The sequence below is a fragment of the Pseudogulbenkiania sp. AW2-16 genome, assembly GCF_056824575.1.
In genome coordinates, this window is record NZ_CP157668.1 from 1,040,529 (window position 1) to 1,061,790 (window position 21,262).

Annotated in this window: 14 protein-coding genes; 2 read left to right on the forward strand and 12 right to left on the reverse strand. The window is 69.8% G+C overall.

Going from position 1 to position 21,262, the window contains the following annotated elements; all coding sequences use genetic code 11:
* Positions 1-7 precede the first annotated feature (7 nt).
* Entirely contained in the window at positions 8-1,339 is a 1,332-nt protein-coding gene (locus tag ABKF58_RS05025) for an ATP-binding protein (RefSeq protein WP_482583626.1), read from the forward strand.
* Here ABKF58_RS05025 and ABKF58_RS05030 read toward each other — a convergent pair.
* From ABKF58_RS05030 to ABKF58_RS05040, 3 genes are read right to left on the reverse strand one after another with little or no spacing between them, the layout of a single operon-like run.
* On the reverse strand, positions 1,290-2,693 hold the full coding sequence (locus ABKF58_RS05030) for an efflux transporter outer membrane subunit (RefSeq protein WP_482583628.1): 1,404 nt from the start codon (positions 2,691-2,693) through the stop codon (positions 1,290-1,292). The genes ABKF58_RS05025 and ABKF58_RS05030 overlap by 50 nt on opposite strands.
* The gene (locus ABKF58_RS05035; RefSeq protein ID WP_482583629.1) at positions 2,694-5,798 is read right to left on the reverse strand and encodes a multidrug efflux RND transporter permease subunit; all 3,105 of its coding nucleotides are present in this window, start codon (positions 5,796-5,798) and stop codon (positions 2,694-2,696) included. It lies immediately after the preceding gene.
* Complete coding sequence (locus ABKF58_RS05040; protein ID WP_482583630.1) at positions 5,795-10,162, reverse strand: MdtB/MuxB family multidrug efflux RND transporter permease subunit; 4,368 nt, start codon at positions 10,160-10,162, stop codon at positions 5,795-5,797. The genes ABKF58_RS05035 and ABKF58_RS05040 overlap by 4 nt, the downstream gene beginning before the upstream one ends.
* A 231-nt stretch (positions 10,163-10,393) precedes the next feature.
* Here ABKF58_RS05040 and ABKF58_RS05045 point away from each other — a divergent pair, with 231 nt between their 5' ends.
* Positions 10,394-11,386 carry a GlxA family transcriptional regulator gene (locus ABKF58_RS05045; RefSeq protein ID WP_482583631.1) on the forward strand — a complete coding sequence of 331 codons (993 nt, stop codon included), beginning with the start codon at positions 10,394-10,396 and terminating at the stop codon, positions 11,384-11,386.
* 181 nt (positions 11,387-11,567) lie between these two features.
* Here the strand turns inward: ABKF58_RS05045 and ABKF58_RS05050 are convergent, their stop codons facing one another.
* The 9 genes from ABKF58_RS05050 to hemA form a co-directional block, all read right to left on the reverse strand.
* A complete protein-coding gene (locus ABKF58_RS05050) occupies positions 11,568-13,526 on the reverse strand; it encodes an acetoacetate--CoA ligase (protein WP_482583632.1) in 1,959 nt (652 codons plus the stop codon).
* Positions 13,523-14,020 (reverse strand): thioesterase family protein, encoded by a 498-nt coding sequence (locus ABKF58_RS05055; RefSeq protein ID WP_482583633.1) that lies wholly within the window; start codon positions 14,018-14,020, stop codon positions 13,523-13,525. Before ABKF58_RS05055 ends, ABKF58_RS05050 begins: the two co-directional genes overlap by 4 nt.
* 1 nt (position 14,021) lies before the next feature.
* Positions 14,022-14,987 carry an L-carnitine dehydrogenase gene (locus ABKF58_RS05060; RefSeq protein WP_482583635.1) on the reverse strand — a complete coding sequence of 322 codons (966 nt, stop codon included), beginning with the start codon at positions 14,985-14,987 and terminating at the stop codon, positions 14,022-14,024.
* A gap of 102 nt (positions 14,988-15,089) precedes the next feature.
* Positions 15,090-15,980, reverse strand: a complete 891-nt coding sequence (cdhC, locus tag ABKF58_RS05065) for a 3-dehydrocarnitine:acetyl-CoA trimethylamine transferase CdhC (RefSeq protein WP_482583637.1) — start codon at positions 15,978-15,980, stop codon at positions 15,090-15,092.
* 33 nt (positions 15,981-16,013) lie between these two features.
* Positions 16,014-16,955 (reverse strand): choline ABC transporter substrate-binding protein, encoded by a 942-nt coding sequence (locus ABKF58_RS05070; RefSeq protein WP_482583639.1) that lies wholly within the window; start codon positions 16,953-16,955, stop codon positions 16,014-16,016.
* Positions 16,956-17,348: 393 nt separating this feature from the next.
* Positions 17,349-18,215 carry a DMT family transporter gene (locus ABKF58_RS05075; protein WP_482583640.1) on the reverse strand — a complete coding sequence of 289 codons (867 nt, stop codon included), beginning with the start codon at positions 18,213-18,215 and terminating at the stop codon, positions 17,349-17,351.
* Between the two features lie 187 nt (positions 18,216-18,402).
* On the reverse strand, positions 18,403-18,594 hold the full coding sequence (locus ABKF58_RS05080; protein ID WP_008955829.1) for a YgaP family membrane protein: 192 nt from the start codon (positions 18,592-18,594) through the stop codon (positions 18,403-18,405).
* Positions 18,595-18,904: 310 nt separating this feature from the next.
* Positions 18,905-19,981, reverse strand: coding sequence for a peptide chain release factor 1 (gene prfA / locus ABKF58_RS05085; protein WP_482583642.1), 1,077 nt, complete (start codon positions 19,979-19,981; stop codon positions 18,905-18,907).
* Positions 19,981-21,234, reverse strand: coding sequence for a glutamyl-tRNA reductase (hemA, locus tag ABKF58_RS05090; RefSeq protein WP_014085503.1), 1,254 nt, complete (start codon positions 21,232-21,234; stop codon positions 19,981-19,983). Before hemA ends, prfA begins: the two co-directional genes overlap by 1 nt.
* Positions 21,235-21,262: the final 28 nt, after the last annotated feature.

Sequence of the window (21,262 nt, forward strand, 5' to 3'; positions counted from 1 at the left end):
GCACGCGTTGCGCCGTCTGCTCGGCTCGCTGTTCTTCCGTCTCGCCTTGCTGGTGGTGCTGGTGGTGCTGGCCAGCCAGGCCTTCACGCTGTGGATGAGCGCGCGCCAGCGCGAGCATCTGCTGGCCGACCAGCTCTACGCCCAGGTGATCGATACCCTGGCCGACCTGGAGGGTGCGCTCGACAATCTCACCCCGCTGCAGCGGGTGGACTTCCTCATCGCCTACAACCGCCCCGGCTTCCCGCGCCTGCTGCCGGCCGCCTCGCGCCAGGACCAGCGCTTCCTGACCAGCCTTCCCTCGCTGGGGCAATCGCTGCAAGAACGCTTGTCGCTCGGCATGAACGAGCCGGTGACGGTACTGTGGGCACAACAGACCGAGCGCCAGGAGATCTGGCTCGACGTGCAGGTGATCGGTCAGCGCTACTGGCTGGTGATGCCGGTGGGACGCTACATCCCGCCGTCGGTCTCGCCGGTGCTGCTGGGCGGCCTGCTGTTCTCGCTCTTGGCGATCCTGGCCGCCTCGGTGCTGGCCTGGCGCGTCACGCGCCCGCTCACCGATCTGGCGCACGCGGCGCGCCAGTTGGAGAGCGGCTACAAGCCGGAGCCGGTGCCGCCGTCCGGCCCGAGCGAGGTGCGCGTGCTGGCCAAGCGCTTCAACCGCATGGCGGAGGCGCTGGACGACGCGGCGCGCGAGCGGCGGCTGATGCTGGCCGGGCTGTCGCACGATCTTCGCACGCCGCTGACCCGGCTCAAGTTGACGGTGGAGCTACAGCAGAACAGCCAGGACAAGGACGACATGCTGGCCGACATCGACGAGCTGTCGCGCATCGTGCGCCAGTTCGTCGACTTCGCGCGCAGCGAGGAGACCAGCCGGCGCGAACCGGTGGCGCTGGCGGAACTGGCCGCCAGCGTGGTGGCGCGCTTCCGCCGCGAGGGCATGGAGGTGGGGCTGCGGCGCGGCGCCGAGCCGGAAATCGAGGCCGACGCGCTGGCGCTGGAGCGCCTGCTCACCAACCTGATCGAGAACGCGCGGCGCTACGGCCGCCCGCCGGTGCGGGTGGGGGTGGACGCCGACGCCACCACGGTGACGCTGACGGTTAGCGACCGGGGCAGCGGCATCGCCCCGGGGCAGCGCGAGAACGCGCTGGCGCCGTTCGAAAGGTTGGCCGAACACCGCGGCACCGACGGCGGCAGCGGCCTGGGCCTCGCCATCGTGGCGCGCATCGTCAAGCAGCACGGCGGCGCGCTGTTCCTGGAAGACGCCCCGGAGGGCGGCTTCCGCGTGCGCATCACCCTGCCGCAGGCGGCGACGCCTGCCACCCTCCTCCCAGCGCCTTGATCAGCGCCACCCGCGCCGCGAGCTGGCTGGCGAGGATGGCGAGCCCGTTCTGCTCGGCGGACAGGCGCGTGCTCTGCACCGTGACGACATCCAGATAGCTCACCAGCCCGGCCTGGTACTGGTTGCGGGCGATGGTCTCGGCCTCGCGCGCGGCGGCCAGCGTTTCCACCTGCAACGCCGCCTGCTGGTCGAGCAGGCGGATCGCGGTGAGCGAGTCCTCCACTTCCTGGAAGCCCTGCAGCACGGTCTGGCGGTAGTTGGCGACGCTGGCGTCGTAGGCGGCGGTGGCCTCGGCGGTCTTGGCGCGGGTCAGGCCGCCGTCGAACAGCGTCGCCGCCAGTTGCGGCCCGAGCGACCAGAAGCGCGCCGGCAGGTTGAACCAGTCGGCCAGGCTGGCGCCGGCGTAGCCGCCGCTGGCGGCCAGCGTCAGGCTCGGGAAGTAGCCGGCCTTGGCGACGCCGATGGCGGCGTTGGCGGCGGCGACGCGGCGCTCGGCGGCGGCGATGTCGGGGCGCCGCTCCAACAGCTGCGACGGCAGCCCGGCCGGCAGCAGCGGCAGCGCCGGCGGCTGCTTGCGCTCGGCCAGCGTGAAGCCGGCCGGCGGGCGGCCCAGCAGCACGGCGATGGCGTGCTCCAGCTGGCGCCGCGTCACGCGCTTGTCGAGCAGGCTGACCTCGGTGCTCTTGAGCTGGGTCTCGGCCTGCACCACGTCGGCGCGCGATACCACGCCCTGGCGGTAACGGTTGCGCGTGATCTGCAGCTGTTGACGATAGGCCGCCACCTGCTCTTCCAGGAGCCGTAGCGTGCGATCGGCGACGTAGAGCTTGAAGTAGGCGCTGGCGAGCTGCGCCTGGGCGCTCAGCCGCACCGATTCCAGGTCGGCCGCGCTGGCCTCGGCGCTGGCGCGGCCGGCTTCCACCGTGCGCCGCACCCGTCCCCACAGGTCGAGCTCCCAGGCCGCGCTCAGGTCGGCGCGGTAGCTGTTGGCGATGGCGCTGTCGCCGCCGGCGCGGCCGCGGCTGGCCGAGGCGCCGGCCGTGACGCTCGGGCTGTAGCCGGCCTGCGCCTGCTGCAGCAGCGCCTGGGCCTGGCGGTAGCTGGCCTCGGCGGCACGCAGCGTCTGGTTATGTTGCTGCAGCTGCTGCTGCAGGCTGTCGAGCTGGGCGTCGGCAAAGTCCTGCCACCATGCCGCGCGCGGCAGGTGGTCGGCCGGGGTCGCCGGTTTCCAGTCCTTGGCTTCCTGGTACGCCTCCGGCACCGCCACGCTGGGGCGCTGGTAGTTCGGTCCCACCGCGCAGCCGCCCAACAGCAACGCCGCCAGCGGCCACAGCGCATGGCGCTTGCTTGTCTTCATTTACCCGTTCTCCTGCGCCTGCGCCGGCGCGGAGCGGCGCTCCCGGCGCCCGCTCCACCGCCGCAGGCGGTCCATGTACAGGTACACCACCGGGGTGGTGTACAAGGTCAGCAGCTGGCTGACGATCAGTCCGCCCACCACCGAGATGCCGAGCGGCTGGCGCAGCTCGGCGCCCTCGCCGTGCCCCAGCGCCAGCGGCAGCGCGCCCAACAGCGCCGCCATGGTGGTCATCATGATGGGGCGGAAACGTAGCACGCCGGCCTCGAGGATGGCCTCGCGCGGCGCCAGCCCCTGCTTGCGCTCGGCCGCGAGCGCGAAGTCGATCAGCATGATGGCGTTCTTCTTGACGATGCCGATCAGCAGCAGCACGCCGATCATCGCCACCACGTTCAGTTCGCCGCCGGACAGTTGCAGCGCCAGGATGGCGCCGACCCCGGCCGAGGGCAGCGTGGAAAGGATGGTGATGGGGTGGATGGCGCTTTCGTAGAGGATGCCCAGCACGATGTACACCGCCGCCAGCGCCGCCAGAATCAGCCAGGGCTGGCTGTCGAGCGAGGCCTGGAAGGCGCGCGCGCTGCCCTGGAAACTGCCCACCAGCGAGCCGGGCAGACCGAGCCGGTTGACGGCGCCGTCGATGGCGGCGCGCGCCGCGCCGATCGACACCCCGGGGTCGAGGTTGAACGACACCGTGGTGGCGGCGAACTGGCCCTGGTGGTTGACCGCCAGCGGCGTGTTGTCGGGCTGCACCCGGCTCACCGTGGCGAGCGGCACCGGCTGGCTCTGCGACGTGATCAAATAGATATCGCGCAGCGACTCGGGGCGCTCGAGGTAGGCCGGGGCCGCCTCCAGCACCACCTTGTACTGGTTGAGCGGATTGTACAGCGTGGCGATCTGACGTTGGCCGAAGGCGTTGCCGAGCGCGCTGTCGGCGTCGTTCTGGGTCAGGCCGAGGCGCGCCAGGGTGTCGCGGTCGAACAGCAGCGTGGTCTGCAGGCCGCGGTCCTGCTGGTCGGTGTTGACGTCGGCGAGCCCGGGCAGCCGCACCAGCGCCTGGCGCACGCGCGGCTCCCAGGCGCGCAGCTGGGCCAGGTCGTCGCCCTGCAGCGTGTACTGGTACTGGGCGTTGCTCTGGCGTCCGCCGATGCGCAGCTCCTGCGCCGCCTGCAGGAACAAGGTGGCGCCCGGCTCGCGCGACAGCTGCTTGCGCAGCCGCGCGATCACCCGGTCGGCGCTCTCCTGGCGCTCGCTGCGCGGCTTGAGGCCGACGAAGACGTTGGCGCTGTTGCGCGCGCCGCCGCCGGTGAAGCCGACCACGCTGGCCACCGCCGGGTCGCGCCGCACCACGTCGACGAAGCGCTGCAGCTTGTCGCGCATGGCCTGGAACGAGATGCTCTGGTCGGCGCGGATGTTGCCGATCAGGCGTCCGGTGTCCTGCTGCGGGAAGAAGCCCTTGGGCACCGCGACGTAGAGCGCGACGTTGGCCGCCACGGTGGCGACCAGCAGCAGCAGCATCAGCAGGTGGTGGTCGAGCGACCACGCCAGCGAGCGGCGGTAGCCGGCCACCAGGCGTTCGAACCACTGCGCGCGCCAGCGCGCGAAGCGGCTCGGCGCCGCCGGCCGCGGCGGCCGCGGGCGCAGCCAGCGCGAGCACAGCATCGGCGCGGTGGTGAGCGACACCACCAGCGACACCAGGATCGCCGCCGACAGCGTCAGCGCAAACTCGCGGAACAGCCGGCCGACGATGTCGCCCATCAGCAGGATCGGGATGAACACCGCGATCAGCGACAGGCTCATCGCCAGCACCGTGAAGCCCACCTCGCGCGCGCCGCGGAACGCCGCCGCGCGCGGCGTCATGCCGTTCTCGATGTGGCGCGCGATGTTCTCCAGCACCACGATGGTGTCGTCCACCACGAAGCCGGTGGCGATGGTGAGCGCCATCAGCGACAGGTTGTTGAGGCTGAAGCCGGCCAGGTACATCACGCCGAAGGTGCCGATCAGCGACACCGGCACGGTGATCGCCGGCACCAGCGTGGCGCGCCCGCTCTTGAGGAACAGGAACACCACCAGCACCACCAGCGCCACCGCCGTGATCAGGGTGCGCTCGACGTCGCGCAGCGAGGCGCGGATGGTCGAGGTGCGGTCCTGCGTCACCGTCAGTGTGGCGGTTTGCGGCACCGAGGCGGAGAGCTGCGGCATCAGCGCACGCACGCGCTCCACGGTGTCGATGACGTTGGCGCCGGGGGCGCGGAACAGCAGCAGCACGATGGCCGGCTTGCCGTTGGCGAGCCCGGCGTTGCGCACGTCCTGCACCGAATCGCTCACCGTGGCGACGTCGGCTAGGCGCAGCGCGGCGCCGTCCTGGTAGTGCACGATCAGGCCGCGGTAGTCGGCGGCGCGGTTGAGCTGGTCGTTGCTGGCGAGCTGCCACTGCCGGCCGGCGTCCTCCAGCACTCCCAGCGGCAGCTTCAGGGTGTAGTTCTGGATCGCCCGGCGCACCGCGTCGAAGCTGACGCCGTGGCGCGACAGCGCGGTGGGATCGAGCGCCACGCGCACCGCCGGCAGCGCCCCGCCGCCGACCGTGACCTGGCCGATGCCGTCCACCTGCGACAGCTTCTGCGCCAGCACGGTGGAGGCGATGTCGTACAGCCGGCCCTTGGTCAGGGTGTCCGAGGTCAGCGTCAGGATCAGCACCGGCGCCTCGGACGGGTTGACCTTGCGGTAGGTCGGCGTGCCGGACAGCGCGCTGGGCAGGTTGGCGAGCGCGGCGTTGATGGCGCCCTGCACGTCCTTGGCGGCGCCGTTGCTGTCGCGGTTGAGGTCGAACTGCAGCACGATACGGGTGCTGCCCTGCGAGCTGGTCGAGGTGATCTCGTTGACCCCGGCGATGCGCCCCAAGGTGCGCTCCAGCGGCGTCGCCACCGTGGCCGCCATGGTTTCCGGGCTGGCGCCGGCCAGCTGCGCCTGCACCTGGATGGTGGGGAAATCCACCTGTGGCAGCGACGCCACCGGCAACAGCCCGAACGCCAGCAACCCGGCCAGCGCGATCGCCAGCGTCAACAGCACGGTGGCGACCGGGCGCCGGATGAACGGCGCGGACGGGATCATGCCGCGTCACCCTGCGCCGCCGGCGCCTTGCGCCAGCGCCGCGCCAGGCGGTCGAAGGCGAGGTAGATCACCGGCGTGGTGAACAGCGTCAAGAGCTGGCTCAACAGCAGCCCGCCCACCAGCGTGATGCCGAGCGGGTGGCGCAGCTCGGAGCCGGCGCCGGAGCCCAGCATCAGCGGCAGCGCGCCCAACAGCGCCGCCAGCGTGGTCATCAGGATCGGGCGGAAACGCAGCAGGCAGGCCTGGAAGATCGCCTCGCGCGGGCTCAGCTTCTGCTTGCGTTCGGCCTCCAGCGCGAAGTCGATCATCATGATCGCGTTCTTCTTGACGATGCCGATCAGCAGGATGATGCCGATCACCGCGATCACGTCGAGCGAGGAGCCCGACACCAGCAGCGCCAACAGCGCGCCGATCGCCGCCGACGGCAGCGTGGAGAGGATGGTGACCGGGTGGATGTAGCTCTCGTACAGCACCCCCAGCACGATGTACATCGTCACCACCGCCGCCAGGATCAGCCACAGGGTGTTGGAGAGCGAGCTCTGGAACGCCGCGGCGGCGCCCTGGAAGCGCGTCTCGACGCTGGCGGGCAGGCCGATCTCATGCTCCGCCTCGCGCACCGCCGCCACCGCGCTGCCCAGCGACACGCCGGGGGCGAGGTTGAACGACAGCGTGGCGGTGGGGAACTGGTCGAGGCGATTGAGCACCAGCGGCGCCAGCCGCTCGCTCACCTTCACCACGCTCTTCAGCGGCACCGGGGTGCCGCCGCTGCTGGTCAGGTAGAGATCGTCGAGCGCGGCCAGGCCCTTGCCGGCGGCCCCGCCCGATTCCAGCACCACGCGGTACTGGTTGGTCTGGGTGAAGATGGTCGAGATCAGACGTTGGCCGAAGGCGTCGTACAGCGCGTTGTCCACCGCCGCGGCGCTGACGCCGAGGCGCGCCGCGCTGTCGCGGTCGATCTCGATATACGCCTGCAGGCCCTGCTCCTGCTGGTCGCTGGCGACATCCGCCAGCTCCGGGCGCTGGCGCAGCGCGTCCAACAGGCGCGGCACCCACTGCGCCAGCTCGGCGGAATTGGCGCTGTCGAGCGCGAACTGGTACTGGGTGCGGCTGGGCGTGGTCTCGATGGTAAGGTCCTGCGCCGGCTGCAGGTAGAGCGCGATGCCCGGCACCTGCGCCGCGCTCTGCTGCAGCCGCGCCGCCACCGTGGACACGTCGTCGCGCTCGCCGTGCGGCTTCAAGTTGATCTGCAGGCGTCCGCTGTTGAGCGTGGCGTTGCTGCCGTCGACGCCGACGATGGACGACAGGCTCGCCACCGCCGGGTCGTGCAGCAGCACCGCGGCCAGGCGCTGCTGGCGCTCGGCCATGGCAGCGAACGACACCGACTGCGGTGCCTCGGTCACCGCCTGGATGGCACCGGTGTCCTGCAGCGGGAAGAAGCCCTTGGGCACCACCAGGTACAGCGCGGCGGTCAGCACCAGCGTGCCCAGCGCCACCAGCAGCGTCAGCGGCTGGTGCTCCAGCACCCACTCCAGGGCGCGGCCGTAGCGCGCGATCATGCCGTCGATGAAGGCGCCGCTGGCGTGGTAGAAGCGCCCCTGCTTCTCCTCCGGCACGTGCTTCAAGAGGCGCGCGCACATCATCGGCGTCAGCGACAGCGAGATCGCCGCCGACAGCAGGATCGACACCGCCAGCGTGACGGCGAACTCGCGGAACAAGCGCCCCACCACGTCGCCCATGAACAGCAGCGGGATCAGCACCGCGATCAGCGAGAAGGTCAGCGAGATGATGGTGAAGCCGATCTGCGCCGAGCCCTTGAGCGCGGCCTGCAGCGGCGAGTCGCCCTCCTCGATGTAGCGCGCGATGTTCTCGATCATCACGATGGCGTCGTCCACCACGAAGCCGGTGGCGATGGTCAACGCCATCAGCGTCAGGTTGTTGAGGCTGAAACCCGCCAGGTACATCACGCCGAAGGTGCCGACCAGCGACAGCGGCACCGTCACGCCGGGGATGAGGGTGGCCGGCACGTTGCGCAGGAACAGGAAGATCACCATCACCACCAGCGCCACCGCCAGCATCAGCTCGAACTCGACGTCGTGCACCGCGGCGCGGATGCCGTCGGTGCGGTCGCTGAGCAGGGTGACGTCGACCGAGCCCGGCAGCGTCGCCTTGAGCTGCGGCAGCAGCGTCTTGATGCGGTCCACCACCTCGATCACGTTGGCGCCGGGCTGGCGGCGGATGTCGACGATGATCGCCGGGCTGCGGTTGGCCCAGGCGCCGAGGCGGCGGTTCTCCACCTCGTCCACCACCGAGGCCACATCGGACAGGCGCAGCGGCGCGCCGTTCTTGTACGCCAGCACCAGGCGGCGGTAGTCGTCGGACGAGGCGAGCTGGTCGTTGGCGTCGATGCTGGAGGCCTGCAGCGGACCGTCGAAGCCGCCCTTGGACTGCTTCACGTTGGCGCTGCCGATGACGCTGCGCAGATCGGCCAGGGTCAGGCCGTTGGCCGCCAGCGCGCGCGCGTCGGCGCGGATGCGCACCGCCGGGCGCTGGCCGCCGCTCAGGCTCACCAGCCCCACCCCGGAGAGCTGCGACAGCTTCTGCGCCAGGCGCGTGTCGACCAGGTCTTCCAGCTTGGGCAAGGGCAAGGTGGGCGAGGTGATGGCGAGCGACACGATCGGGCTGTCGGCCGGATTGACCTTGTTGTAGATCGGCGGCGACGGCAGGTCGGCCGGCAGCAGCGAGCTGGCGGCGTTGATCGCCGCCTGCACTTCCTGCTCGGCCTCGTCGAGCGCGATGTCGAGCGTGAACTGCAACGTGATCACCGAGGCGCCGCCGGAACTGCTGGTGCGCATCTGGCTCAGCCCCGGCATCTGGCCGAACTGGCGCTCCAGCGGCGAGGATACCATCGCCCCCATCACCTCCGGGCTCGCGCCCGGGTAGAGCGTCACCACCTGGATGGTGGGGTAATCCACCTGCGGCAGCGCCGACACCGGCAGCAGCTTGTACGCCACCCAGCCGGTCAGCACCAGCGCCAGCATGCACAGCGTGGTGGCGATCGGCCGCAGGATGAAGGGACGGGACGGGTTCATTGCTTGGCCTGTCCCTGCGCCGCCGGCGCCGAGGCCGCGTGCTTGCCACGGCGCTTGCCGCCGCCGGCCGGCGCCGTGGCACCCGCGTCGTTCAGGGCGCGCGGCTTGACCTCGGCTGCCGGCGCGCAGCCGGTCGAGACCGTCGAGCGCCACGCGCTCACCCGGCGCCAGGCCCTGCTCCACCGCCAGTTGGCCGGCGTCGGCCGGCCCCGGCACCACCGGGCGCAACGCGACGCGGTTGTCCGGCTGCACCAGGTAGACAAAGGGGCCGTCCTTGCCGCGCTGCAGCGCCGCCTCCGGGATCAGCACCGCGTCGCGGCGCACCTCGGTGAGCAGCTTGACGTTGATGAACTGGTTGGGGAACAGCACGTTGTCGGCGTTGGCGAAACGCGCCTTGAGCTTGACCGTGCCGGTGGTGCTGTCCATCTGGTTGTCCAGCGTCTCCAGCTTGCCCTGCGCCAGCAGCTTGCCGCCGCGGTCCCACGCCTCGACCGACAGCGCCTGCCCGGCCAGATACGGCTTCATCACCGTGCTCAGGTGCGCCTCGGGCAGCGCGAACACCACGTGGCTGGGCTGGGTCTGGGTGATCACCACCAGGCCGTTGGCGTCGTTGGCGGTGATCATGTTGCCGGCGTCGACGCGGCGCAGCCCGACACGCCCCGCCAGCGGCGCCGTGATATGGCTGTACGACAGCTGCAGGCGGGCGTTGTCGACCACGCCCTGGTCGACCTTGACCGTGCCGCGGAACTGCTGCACCAGCGCCGCCTGGGTATCCACCTGCTGACGCGCGATGGAATTCTCCGCCAGCAGCGACTGGTAGCGCGCCAGGTCGATCTCGGCGTTCTTCAGCTGCGCGCTGTCACGCAGCTGCTGCCCCTCGGCCTGCGCCAGCGCCGCCTCGAACGGGCGCGGGTCGATCTCGGCCAGGAGCTGGCCGGACTTGACCAGTTGGCCCTCGGTGAACAGCACGCGCATCAGTTGGCCGTCGACGCGGCTCTTCACCGTCACCGTCTCGCTCGGCGTCACCGTGCCCAAGGCGGTCAGGTAGACCTTGAGCTGGCCACGCTTCACCGTCGCCACCGTCACCGTCTGCGGCCCGCGCTCGCCCCGTTTCTGCACCGCCGCCTTGTCCGCACCGGACGCGGCGTGCCAGCGCTGCCAGCCGACCGCCCCGGCCACGACCAGGCCGAACAGCGCCAGCCACAGCAGGCGGCGACGCGGGCGGGGGGAAGAGGGAGAAGACGGGGGGGTGGATTCGGCGGGGGTCGGGCTCATCGTGTCGGTTCGCTGTCTGGGGCTGGGAAAAAGGAAAACGCGCAGACGCCCGGACCAACCTCGACGCACCGGGCGAGGTTCAATGATATCGGCTAAACCTTACGCAAACATGGAGAGAATGCGAATTCGTGCCACGCGTCATGCCGGTCGGGAGGGCTCCCGGCGCCGGACTCGGCGCCGTGTCGCGCATGCGCTATGCTGTGTCACCCCCCAACCGAGCCGCCCCGCCCGATGAGCGCCCCTTGCCCGACTCCGCCGACCGCCGTCCCCGAAGACGTCCACTTCGTGCTGTTGCCGGAATTCTCCATGCTCGGCCTGCTGTCGGCGATCGAGCCGCTGCGCGTCGCCAACCGCTTCCATCCGGCGCTGTACCGCTGGCACCTGCTGAGCCTGGACGGCGGCGCGGTCAGCGCCAGCAACGGCATGTCGCTGGCGGCGGAAGGCGCCTGCAGCGGGGCGGATGTGGTGCGCACGCTGTTCGTGGTGGCGGGCTTCAACCCGCTGGCGCACGCCACGCCGGCGTTGACCGCCTGGCTGCGCCAGCTCGCGCGGCAGGGTGCGACGCTGGGCGGCATCGACACCGGCTGCTTCGTGCTGGCCGAGGCCGGGGTGTTCCGGCACGAGAAGCTGACGCTGCACTGGGAGGCGATCGCGGCGTTTCGCGAGCGCTACCCGGCGCTCAACGTCACCCAGGAGCTGTTCGAGATCGACGGCGCGCGCATCAGCTCGGCCGGCGGCACCGCCTCGATCGACCTGATGCTGGAGCTGATCGGCCGCCGCCACGGCGCCGAGCTGGCGATGCAGGTGTCCGAGCAGTTCGTGCTGGGCCGCATCCGCGCCAAGTCGGACCACCAGCGCCTGCAGATCGCGGTGCGCTACGGCGTGCACAACCGCAAGCTGGTGAACGCCATCGGCGCCATGGAACGGCATCTCGAGACGCCGCTGACGGCGGACGAGCTGGCCGAGACGGTGGGGGTGACGCGACGCCAGCTGGAGCGGCTGTTCCGCGCCCAGTTCGACGATACCCCGGGCGCGTTCTACCTGAAGTTGCGGCTGGAGAGGGCGCGCGAGCTGCTGCGCCAGACCGGGATGAGCGTGATGGAGATCGGCGTGGCGTGCGGTTTCGACTCGGCCACCTATTTCGCGCGCGCCTACCGCCAGCGCTATGGGGTGACGCCGAGCCACGACCGCCACGAAGAGAGCGCCACGCGGGCGGCACCCTGACCGTAGGGCGGAAGCCCCTTTTAAAGGGGCGTTCCGCCAAGCAACGCACCGCGCATCCGCAGCGCATTCGACGCGCATACCGACGCGGTATATTGCGGGGCGTCGGCGGATCACCCCGTATTCCTTCGCAACGCATTCCTTCACAACGCTGCGCTACCTTGCTCAGTCAGGGGCATCCGCCCTACACCGCCAGTGCCGCCAGATTGCGGAACAGTTCCAGCGCCTCCGGGTTGGCCAGCGCCGTCACGTTCTTCACCGACCGGCCGTGCACCACCTCACGCACCGCCAGTTCCACGATCTTGCCGCTTTGCGTGCGCGGGATGTCGGCCACCTGCACGATGCGCGCCGGCACGTGGCGCGGCGTGGTGTGGCGGCGGATGCGCGCGCGGATCGTCTGCTGCAGCTCATCACTCAGCGTCAACCCGGCGGCCAGCCGCACGAACAGCACCACGCGTACGTCGCCCTGCCAGTCCTGGCCGATGGCGAGCGACTCCAGCACCTCGGGCACCGTTTCCACCTGGCGGTAGATTTCGGCGGTGCCGATGCGCACTCCGCCGGGATTGAGCACGGTGTCGGAGCGGCCGTGGATGATCAGCCCGCCGCGCGCGCTCAGCTCGGCCCAGTCGCCGTGCACCCAGACCCCGGGGAAGCGTTCGAAGTAGGCGGCGCGGTACTTCGTGCCATCGGCATCGTTCCAGAAGCCGAGCGGCATCGACGGGAACGGCTTGGTGCACACCAGCTCGCCCTTCTCCCCCACCACCGGCGCCCCGGCCTCGTTCCACACCTCGACCGCCATGCCGAGCCCGCGCGCCTGCAGCTCGCCGCGGTACACCGGCTTGGCCGGGCAGCCGAGCGCGAAGCAGGACACGATGTCGGTGCCGCCGGAGATCGAACACAGCGCCACGTCCGGCTTGATGGCGCGGTAGACGTAGTCGTAGCTGGCCGGCAGCAGCGGCGAGCCGGTGGAGTAGATGAAGCGCAGACTGGTGAGGTCGTAGCGCTCGCCCGGCGCGACGCCGGCCTTCTCCAGCGCCGACAGATACTTGGCGCTGGTGCCGAAATGGGTCAGCCGCATCGCCTCGGCGATGCGCCACAGCACGTCGGGTGCGTCGTTCAGCAGCGGCGCGCCGTCGTACAGCACCAGCGTGGCGCCCACCGCCAGCGCCGACACCATCCAGTTCCACATCATCCAGCCGCAGGTGGTGTAGTACAGCAGGCGGTCGCCGTCCGCGAGGTCGCCGTGCAGCATGTGCTCCTTCAGATGCTGCAGCAGCGTGCCGCCGGCGCCATGCACGATGCACTTGGGCTGGCCGGTGGTGCCGGACGAATACAGGATGGTGAGCGGCGCCTCGAACGGCATCGGCGCGAAGTCGATGTCGCCGGCCGGGTACGGCGCGACGAAGTCGTCCCACGTCACCGCCTTGGCCATCCCGCCGAGTTCCGGCACGCCGCCGGCGTAGTTCCACACCACCACGCGTTCGAGGCCCGGCAGCGCGCCGGCCAGTTCGGCCAACTTGGCGCGCACGTCGATCGCCTTGCCGTTGTAACGGTAGCCGTCGCTGGCGAACAGCACCTTGGGGGCTATCTGGCCGAAGCGGTCGAGCACGCCCTCGACGCCGAAATCCGGCGAACAGCTGCTCCACACCGCGCCCAGGCTGGCAGCGGCCAGCATCGCCGCCACCGTCTCCGGCATGTTCGGCACCGGGCCGGCCACCCGGTCGCCGGGGCCGACGCCCTGGGCGCGCAAGGCCTGGGCCAGGCGCGACACGGTGTCGTAGAGCCGACACCAGCTCCACGTTGCGCGCACCCTGTCCTCGCCGTAGAACGCCAGCGCCACGCCGTCGTCGCGCCGACGCAGCAGGTTGGCGGCGAAGTTCAGGCGCGCGCCGACGAACCAGCGCGCGCCGGGCATGCGCTCGCCATCCTGCAGCACCGTGTCCGCCTCGCGGCTGACACGCACCTCGGCAAAACGCCACAGCGCCTGCCAGAACGCCGCCGGTTCGCGGATCGACCACTCATACAGCGCGTCGTAGTCGTCGAGCGCGATGCCCTGCTCGCACGCCACCTCGGCGCGGAAGGCGTCGAGCCGGCACGGGGCGCTGGGCTGCCACAAGGGCTCGTTGGGAACGGGTACGCTCATCTCGGCCCGCCCTCCGTCGCAGCGCGCCGCGGCAGCCCGATCACCCGGCCGGCGTAGGCCGGGCGCGGCAGGCCGGCATGCGCCGCCGCCAGCGTCTCGACCTTGGCCAGCACCGCCGCACCGAACGGCGCCGAGCACGCGCGCTCGGTATCCACGTGCAGCAGCATCTGCTCGCTGGCGGCCACCGGCTCGGCCTCGTCGCCACGATGCAGCGTGAAGTAGACGTGCAGGCGCTTGCTGTCGTGCGCCAGCAGCTGGCAATCCACCCGCACCGCCTCGCCCTGCTTCAGCTCGGAGAGGTAGTTCAGGTGCACCTCCAGCGTGTAGACCGAACGCCGGCTGCGCTCGCGCTCCGCCGCGTCGAGCCCGATGGCGTCGATCAGCGCGTCGGCGGCGTAGCTGAACAGCAGCAGGTAGAAGGCGTCGCGCAGGTGGCCGTTGTAGTCGACCCACTCGGCGCGCACCTCGTCGCGATACAGCGTCAGCGCGCCCATCTCATTCCTCCGGATTCAGGCCGTGACGCGCCTTGGCCGCCGCCACCGCCGCCTGCACGCCGAGCAGGCAGTCGTCGCGGTAGCGTTCCAGCGCCTTGATCGAGCGCTCGCCCTGCTGCACCGCCGTGCCCTCGACCACGCGTTCGATCAGCTCGTCGGTCAGCTCCGGCGCCGGCAGATAGGTCCACGGCAGCTTGAGCGCCGGCCCGAACTGCTGCATGAAGTGGCGCATGCCCGCCTCGCCTCCCGCCAGGGTGTAGATCTGGAAGGTGCCCATGAAGGCCCAGCGCAGGCCGGCGCCGAAACGGATGGCGTCGTCGATCTCGCCGGTCGTCGCCACGCCGTCGTTGACCAGGTGCAGCGCCTCGCGCCACAAGGCTTCCAGCAGGCGGTCAGCGATGAAGCCGGGCACCTCCTTGCGCACGTGCAAGGGCCGCATGCCGAGGCCGGCGTAGATCGCCTTGGCGGCCTCGATGGTCTCCGGCGAGGTCTTCTCCCCGCCCACCACCTCGACCAGCGGCAACAGGTACACCGGGTTGAACGGGTGGCCGACGATGCAGCGCTCCGGGTGCACGGCGTCGCGGTAGAACTCGGACGGCAGCAGCCCCGAGGTGGACGAGGCGATGATGGCCCCCGGCTTGGCCGCCGCCGACACCCGGGCGTGCAGCTCCAGTTTCAGCTCCAGCCGCTCCGGCGCGCTCTCCTGGATGAAGTCGGCGTCGGTCACCGCCTCCTCGATGGTGGCGACGAAGCGCAGCCGAGCCGGCGAGGCGCCCGGCTTGAGGCCGGCCTGCTCCAGCGCCGGCCAGGCGTTGGCGACGTTGGCGCGCAGTTGCGCCTCGGCACCGGGTGCCGGGTCCCAGGCCACCACGTCGAGGCCGTTGGCGAGCGCGCGCGCCACCCAGCCGCTGCCGATCACGCCGACGCCGAGCGCGGCAAAAGTCTTGATTTCGCTAATCACAGGCATGACTGCCTCCTCTCGCTGGGGCCGGATGGCCCAGCATGGAATGTTTCGTCGTATTCAGAGCCAGAATGTGTGGCGCGCCGCGCTCCCACATCCTGCGCAGGATCAGCCGCGCTTCTTCAGCCCGAGCTTCTGGCGCCCCTCTTCCGGCGTCAGCGTGCGCGCACCGAGTTTCTCCACCAAGTCGATGGCGCGCTCCACCAGCGAGCCGTTGCTGGCGAACACGCCGCGGTCGAGGTAGAGGTTGTCTTCCAGCCCGACGCGCACATTGCCGCCCAGCAGCACCGCCTGCGCCACCATCGGCATCTGCATGCGGCCGATGCCGAAGCCGGCCCAGTTCGCCCCCGGCGGCAGGTTGTCGACCATCGCCTTCATGGTGGTGGTGTCGGCCGGCGCCCCCCAGGGGATGCCGAGGCAGAACTGGAACAGCGGCGCGTCGTCGAGCAGGCCTTCCTTCAGCAGCTGCTTGGCGAACCACAGGTGGCCGGTGTCGAACACCTCCAGCTCCGGCTTCACGCCCAGCTCCTGGATGCGCTTGGCGCCGGCGCGCAGCTGCGCCGGGGTCGAGACGTAGATGTAGTCGCCGTCGCCGAAGTTGAGCGTGCCGCAGTCGAGCGTGCAGATTTCCGGCAGCAGCTCCTCGACGTGGATCAGCCGTTCCAGCCCGCCCACCAGGTCGGTGCCGGGGCCGAACTCCATCGGTTTTTCGCCGGCGCCGATCTCCAGGTCGCCGCCCATGCCGGCGGTCAGGTTGAGGATCATGTCGACGCCGGAGGAGCGGATGCGGTCCACCAGCTCGCGATACAGCTTGGGGTCGCGGCTGGGCTTGCCGGTATCCGGGTTGCGCACGTGGCAGTGCACCACGGTGGCGCCGGCACGGGCCGCCTCGATGGCGGCGTCGGCGATCTGGCGCGGGGTGACCGGGATGGCCGGGTGCTTGCCGACGGTGTCGCCGGCGCCGGTCACCGCGCAGGTGACGATGACGTCATGGTTCATGCTGTGTCCTTTCTGCGGGAATCGGGGGCCGGCTTACTGCGCCAGATAGCTCTTCACGGCGTCCAGTCCGGGCTTGCCGTCGAAGGTGGTGACGCCGTCGAGCCAGGCGGTCAGCACCTGCGGGTTGCGCTGCAGCCACTGCTTGGCGGCGCTGGCCGGATCGACCTTGTTCATGATCGGGTCCATCACGCGGTTTTCCATGTCGAGGGTGAACTTGAAGTTGCCGACCAGCTTGCCGGCGTTGGGGCAGCGCTGCTGGTAGTCGTTGGCCAGCACCGTGTACACCTTGGAGCCGCCGTAGTTGGGGCCGAACTGCTTGTCGCCGCCGGAGAGGTAGGTCAGCTTCATCAGGAAGTTCATCGGATGCGGCTCCCAGGCCAGGAACACGATCGGGCGCTTCTGGCGGAACGCCTTGGTGGCCTCGACCAGCATGCCGGCCTCGCTCGACTCGATCAGCTTGAAGCCCTTCAGGCCGAATTCGTTGCTGTCGATCATCTTCTTGATCTGGGCGTTGCCCTGGCTGCCGGGCTCGATGCCGTAGATCTTGCCGTCCAGCTCCTTGCGGAACCCGGCGATGTCGGCAAACGTCTTCAGGCCGTGCTCGGCGGCGTAGCTCGGCACCGCCAGCGTGTACTTGGCGCCGTCGAGGTTGGCGCCGGGCAGCACCTGCAGCGACTTGCTCTGCACGAACGGGGTAATGGCCGGGGTCTGCGATGGGTCCCAGTAGCCGAGGTAGACGTCCAGCTGCTTGCTCTTCAGGCCGGCGAACACGATGGGCTCGGAGGCGATGGTCTTGCTCGGGACGTAGCCCAGCCCCTTGAACACCACCGTCGCGAGCCCGGTGGTGGCGGCGATGTCGGTCCAGCCGACGTCGGCAAAACGCACGTTGCGGCAGCTTTCCGGCTCCGCGGCCAAGGCCGGCAGCGCCAGCAGCGAAGAGAGGCACAGCACCAGCGGTTTGATATCCAGTTTCATGTCCTAGCTCCGTGATAAAGAATCGGTCCTGTTCCGACCCGCGGGCCGTTGCGACGGCCATCCACGCGGCGCCCGGTGGCACCGCCGTCACCCGGCGGAGGGGGTAGTGGCGTCACTGTAGCGGCATCGGCCCCCGGCCCAGCGAACTCTGGCGACATTTGATCGGACTGGAGCGACACGCTGGCGCCACAAACGCAAAACGGGGAGCCGAAGCCCCCCGTTGGGTGAAAAGGTTGGCCGAAGCCGTCAAAGCCCGCCCCAGTAGGCGAGCGAGCCAAAGCAGGTTGAGTGCCGCCGAAGCACAGGAACCGGAATGGACACGGAGTCCATGAGGATTCCGAGCATCGCCGGCGCTCACAATGCGCAGGCGCAGCCGCCTAATGGGATGGGCTCTCAGCCGCGCCGCCGCCAGCCTAATAGCAACACCCCGGCCAGGATCAGCACCCCGCCCCCCAGCATCGCCGCACTCACCGCCTCGCCCAGCCACATCGCCCCCCACAACACGCCGAACACCGGCACCAGGTAGGTGACGCTGCTGGCGCGGGTGGCGCCGAGCTTCTCGATCAGGCGGTAGAAGATCACGTAGGCCAACGCCGTGCAGGCCAGCGCCAGCAGCAGCACCGCGCCCCACACCTTGCCCTGCGGAACGACCGGCGGCCAGGTGACCAGCGCCAGCGGCAACAGCAATACGGCACCCGACGCCAGGCTGCCGGTCGCGGTCACCAGGGGCGGCAGGCCCGGCAGCCAGCGCTTGGCCATGTGGCCGGACCAGCCGTAGCAGGCGGTGGCGCCAAGCATCGCCAGTACCGGCATCCCGCTGTCCAGGCCGAACGCGGCGCCGCGTCCCAGCGTCAGCACCAGCACCCCGGCCAGCCCCAGCGCCAGCCCGGCAGCGCGCTGCCGGGTCATCGCCTCGCCCGCCAGCGGCATCGCCCACAGCGCGGTCATCAGCGGCGTGGTGGCGTTGAGCACCGAGGCCACCCCGGCCGGCAGGCTGAGCGTGGCCCAGGCGATCAGGCAGAACGGCAGCGCCGACAGGAACACCCCGACGATAGCGATGGCGCGCCAATGCTGGCGCCACAGCGCGATCCCGCCCTGCCACAGCAGCAAGGGCAGCAAGGCCAGCGCTGCCACGCTGAGGCGCAGCGCGATCAGCGGGAACGGCCCCAGCTCCGGCACCGCCACGCGCATGAACAGGAACGAGCCGCCCCACATCGCGGCCAGCAACACCAGCCACAGCCAGTCGCGCCGCTCAGCCATGGCTCACCTCCGCCACGACAGTCACGGCGCGCCGACGGCGGCGCCCGGAATAACGACTCGGAAGATTCATCGGGATGTCCTCGCAAAACGCCAGTGTAGAGAAGGTGGCGTCTTATGACGATCCGATTCTTGCTGTGCAAATGGAAACCGCCGCGCAGGGCGGCGGCGGGCAGGACGGAAGCAACGGCTAGTGGCGGCACTTGCAGGTGTTGATGCCGAGTAGCGCGTACGGCGGACACCAGCCGACCAGGCCGGTGGCGAGCGGAATCAGCCCCAGCCAGCCCCACGGGCTGTGCGGCCCGACCAGCGCCAGGCTGACGATGCCCAGCCCCGCCGCGATGCGTACCACGCGTTCGATCCTGCCGATGTTCTGCTTCATCACTCGCTCCTTTGTGCGCCATTCGAAAACAATATATACAAATATATAATATATGGCACTTAAAAAGGCAAGCCCGCCCCCAAACGAAACGGGCCGCCCGAAGGCGGCCCGCGTGGCGGCAAGACGAGAGGAAGGGCTCAGAACCTGTTCACGATCTGTCGCGAGCAGCCCTCAGCGGGGCGAAGAGCAGCACAGGAACCGGAATGTACTGAAGTACATGAGAATTTCCGATCGCTGAGCCAATCGAAGATTGGCACGCAGTGCCCATGAGCCCCGATCAGGGAGGCGCAGCAAGAGCGGGAACAGGTTCTTAGTCGCCCATGGCGGCCAGCAGCTCGGCCTGGTGTTCGGCGATCAGCGCGTCGGTGAGTTCGAACAGGTCGCCGTCCATCACCTGGTCGAGCTTGTACAGCGTCAGGTTGATACGGTGGTCGGTGATGCGGCCCTGCGGGTAGTTGTAGGTGCGGATGCGCTCGGAGCGGTCGCCCGAGCCGATCAGGCTCTTGCGCTCGGCGGCCACCGATTGCTGCTGCGCGCGCAGCTGGATGTCGTAGATGCGCGCCGCCAGCACCTGCATCGCGCTGGCCTTGTTGGCGTGCTGCGAGCGGCCGTCCTGGCATTCGGCGACGATGCCGGTGGGCAGGTGGGTGATGCGCACCGCCGAGTCGGTCTTGTTGATGTGCTGGCCGCCGGCGCCGGAGGCGCGGAAGGTGTCGATGCGCAGGTCGGCCGGGTTCAGCACCACCTCGGCGATTTCCTCGGCCTCCGGCATCACCGCCACGGTGCAGGCCGAGGTGTGGATGCGGCCCTGGGTTTCGGTGGCCGGCACGCGCTGCACGCGGTGGCCGCCCGATTCGAACTTGAGGCGCGAGAAGGCGCCAAAGCCCACCAGCCGCACGATCACTTCCTTGTAGCCGCCGAGGTCCGACTCGGACGACGACACGATCTCGGCCTGCCAGCGGTTGCGCTCGGCAAAGCGCGTGTACATGCGCAACAGGTCGCCGGCGAACAGCGCCGCCTCGTCGCCGCCGGTGCCGGCGCGGATTTCGAGGAAGATGTTCTTCTCGTCGTTGGGGTCCTTGGGCAGCAACAGCTTCTGCAGCTCGACATCGAGGCTGGCCATGCGCTCCTTGCCTTCGTCGATCTCGGCCTGGGCGAATTCCTTCATGTCCGGGTCGGCCAACATCTCGGTGGCGGTGGCGAGGTCGCCCTCGCACTGGCGATAGGCCTGGTAGGTTTCGACCACCGGCGTGAGTTCGGCATGTTCGCGCGTCAGCTTGCGGAACGAGTCCATGTCCTGGGTGGCGGCTTCGCTCGCCAACAGATGGGTGACTTCTTCCAGCCGGTCCGCCAGCTGGCTCAACTTCGTCGCAATCGACGGTTTCATTACGACTCCGGGTGTAAACGGTAAAGACGCGTGATGGCATGCACCAGCGCGTCGTGCTCGGGGCCGTGGCCCGCGGACAGTGCCTGGGTCGGTGGGTGCATCAGCTTGTTGGTGAGCTGTTGCGACAGCGCTTCCAGCACCTTGGCCGGGTCATCGCCGCGCGCCAGCTGCTTGTGCGCCGCCTCCAGCGCGTGGCGGCGCACGCGCTCGGCCTCGTCGCGCAGGCCGCGGATCAAGGGCACGGTCTCGCGCCGCTTGAGCCATTCGACGAATTCCTGCACGCGCGCCTGGATGATGGTCTCGGCCTCTTCCGCCGCCAGCTGGCGCGCCTCGCGGCCGACCTCGACCACGCTGGCGATGTCGTCCACGGTGTAGAGGAAGACGTCGTCCAGCTCGCCCACCTCGGCCTCGATGTCGCGCGGCACGGCGAGGTCGAGCATGAACACCGGGCGATGGCGGCGGATCTTGATGGCGCGCTCCATCAGGCCCTTGCCCAGGATCGGCAGCTGGCTCGCGGTGGAGGTCACAACCACGTCGTAGCGCGGCAGCGCCTCGGGCAGGTCGGACAGGGTGATGGCGTTGCCGCCGAAGCGTTCGGCCAACTTCTCGCCACGCTCCAGCGTGCGGTTGGCCACGGTGATACAGGACGGGTTGCGCGCGGCGAAGTGCGTGGCCACCAGCTCGATCATCTCGCCGGCGCCGATGAACAGCACCTTGAGCTCGCGGATGGTGGGGAAGATCTGCTCGGCCAGCTTCACCGCCGCCGCCGACATCGACACCGAGTTGGCGCCGACCGCGGTCTTGCTGCGCACTTCCTTGGCCACGGCGAAGGTTTTCTGGAACAGCGCGTTGAGCTGGGTGCCGAGCGTGCCGCTCTGCTCGGCGGCGCGCACCGCGTCCTTGATCTGACCGAGAATCTGCGTCTCGCCCAGCACCATCGAATCCAGCCCCGAGGCGACGCGGAAGGCGTGGCGCGCGGCGGCGGCGGCGTCGAGCTGGTACAGGTAGGGGACGAGTTCGTCGAGCGGCAGGCCGTGGAATTGCGACAGCCACTCCAGCGCCGCCTGCGGGTTGTGGCTCGCGCAGTAGATCTCGGTGCGGTTACAGGTGGAGACGATGGCCGCCTCGCCCGCGGCGTCGGAATGGACCAGGCTCTCCAGCGCTCCCGGCAATACCTCCGCCGGGAAAGCGAGCTTCTCCCTGACCGACAACGGCGCGGTTTGATGATTGAGTCCGAAAGCAACCAGGTGCATGAGCGGAAAGGCCGCAGGTTAAATGGCT

What these genes read in the sequence shown, in the direction of transcription:
- ABKF58_RS05030 (WP_482583628.1), bottom strand. Translation starts at nt 2,693, where the DNA reads ATGAAGACAAGCAAGCGCCATGCGCTGTGGCCGCTGGCGGCGTTGCTG.
- ABKF58_RS05035 (WP_482583629.1), bottom strand. Translation starts at nt 5,798, where the DNA reads ATGATCCCGTCCGCGCCGTTCATCCGGCGCCCGGTCGCCACCGTGCTG.
- ABKF58_RS05040 (WP_482583630.1), bottom strand. Translation starts at nt 10,162, where the DNA reads ATGAGCCCGACCCCCGCCGAATCCACCCCCCCGTCTTCTCCCTCTTCC.
- ABKF58_RS05045 (WP_482583631.1), top strand. Translation starts at nt 10,394, where the DNA reads ATGAGCGCCCCTTGCCCGACTCCGCCGACCGCCGTCCCCGAAGACGTC.
- ABKF58_RS05050 (WP_482583632.1), bottom strand. Translation starts at nt 13,526, where the DNA reads ATGAGCGTACCCGTTCCCAACGAGCCCTTGTGGCAGCCCAGCGCCCCG.
- ABKF58_RS05055 (WP_482583633.1), bottom strand. Translation starts at nt 14,020, where the DNA reads ATGGGCGCGCTGACGCTGTATCGCGACGAGGTGCGCGCCGAGTGGGTC.
- ABKF58_RS05060 (WP_482583635.1), bottom strand. Translation starts at nt 14,987, where the DNA reads ATGCCTGTGATTAGCGAAATCAAGACTTTTGCCGCGCTCGGCGTCGGC.
- cdhC (WP_482583637.1), bottom strand. Translation starts at nt 15,980, where the DNA reads ATGAACCATGACGTCATCGTCACCTGCGCGGTGACCGGCGCCGGCGAC.
- ABKF58_RS05070 (WP_482583639.1), bottom strand. Translation starts at nt 16,955, where the DNA reads ATGAAACTGGATATCAAACCGCTGGTGCTGTGCCTCTCTTCGCTGCTG.
- ABKF58_RS05075 (WP_482583640.1), bottom strand. Translation starts at nt 18,215, where the DNA reads ATGGCTGAGCGGCGCGACTGGCTGTGGCTGGTGTTGCTGGCCGCGATG.
- ABKF58_RS05080 (WP_008955829.1), bottom strand. Translation starts at nt 18,594, where the DNA reads ATGAAGCAGAACATCGGCAGGATCGAACGCGTGGTACGCATCGCGGCG.
- prfA (WP_482583642.1), bottom strand. Translation starts at nt 19,981, where the DNA reads ATGAAACCGTCGATTGCGACGAAGTTGAGCCAGCTGGCGGACCGGCTG.
- hemA (WP_014085503.1), bottom strand. Translation starts at nt 21,234, where the DNA reads ATGCACCTGGTTGCTTTCGGACTCAATCATCAAACCGCGCCGTTGTCG.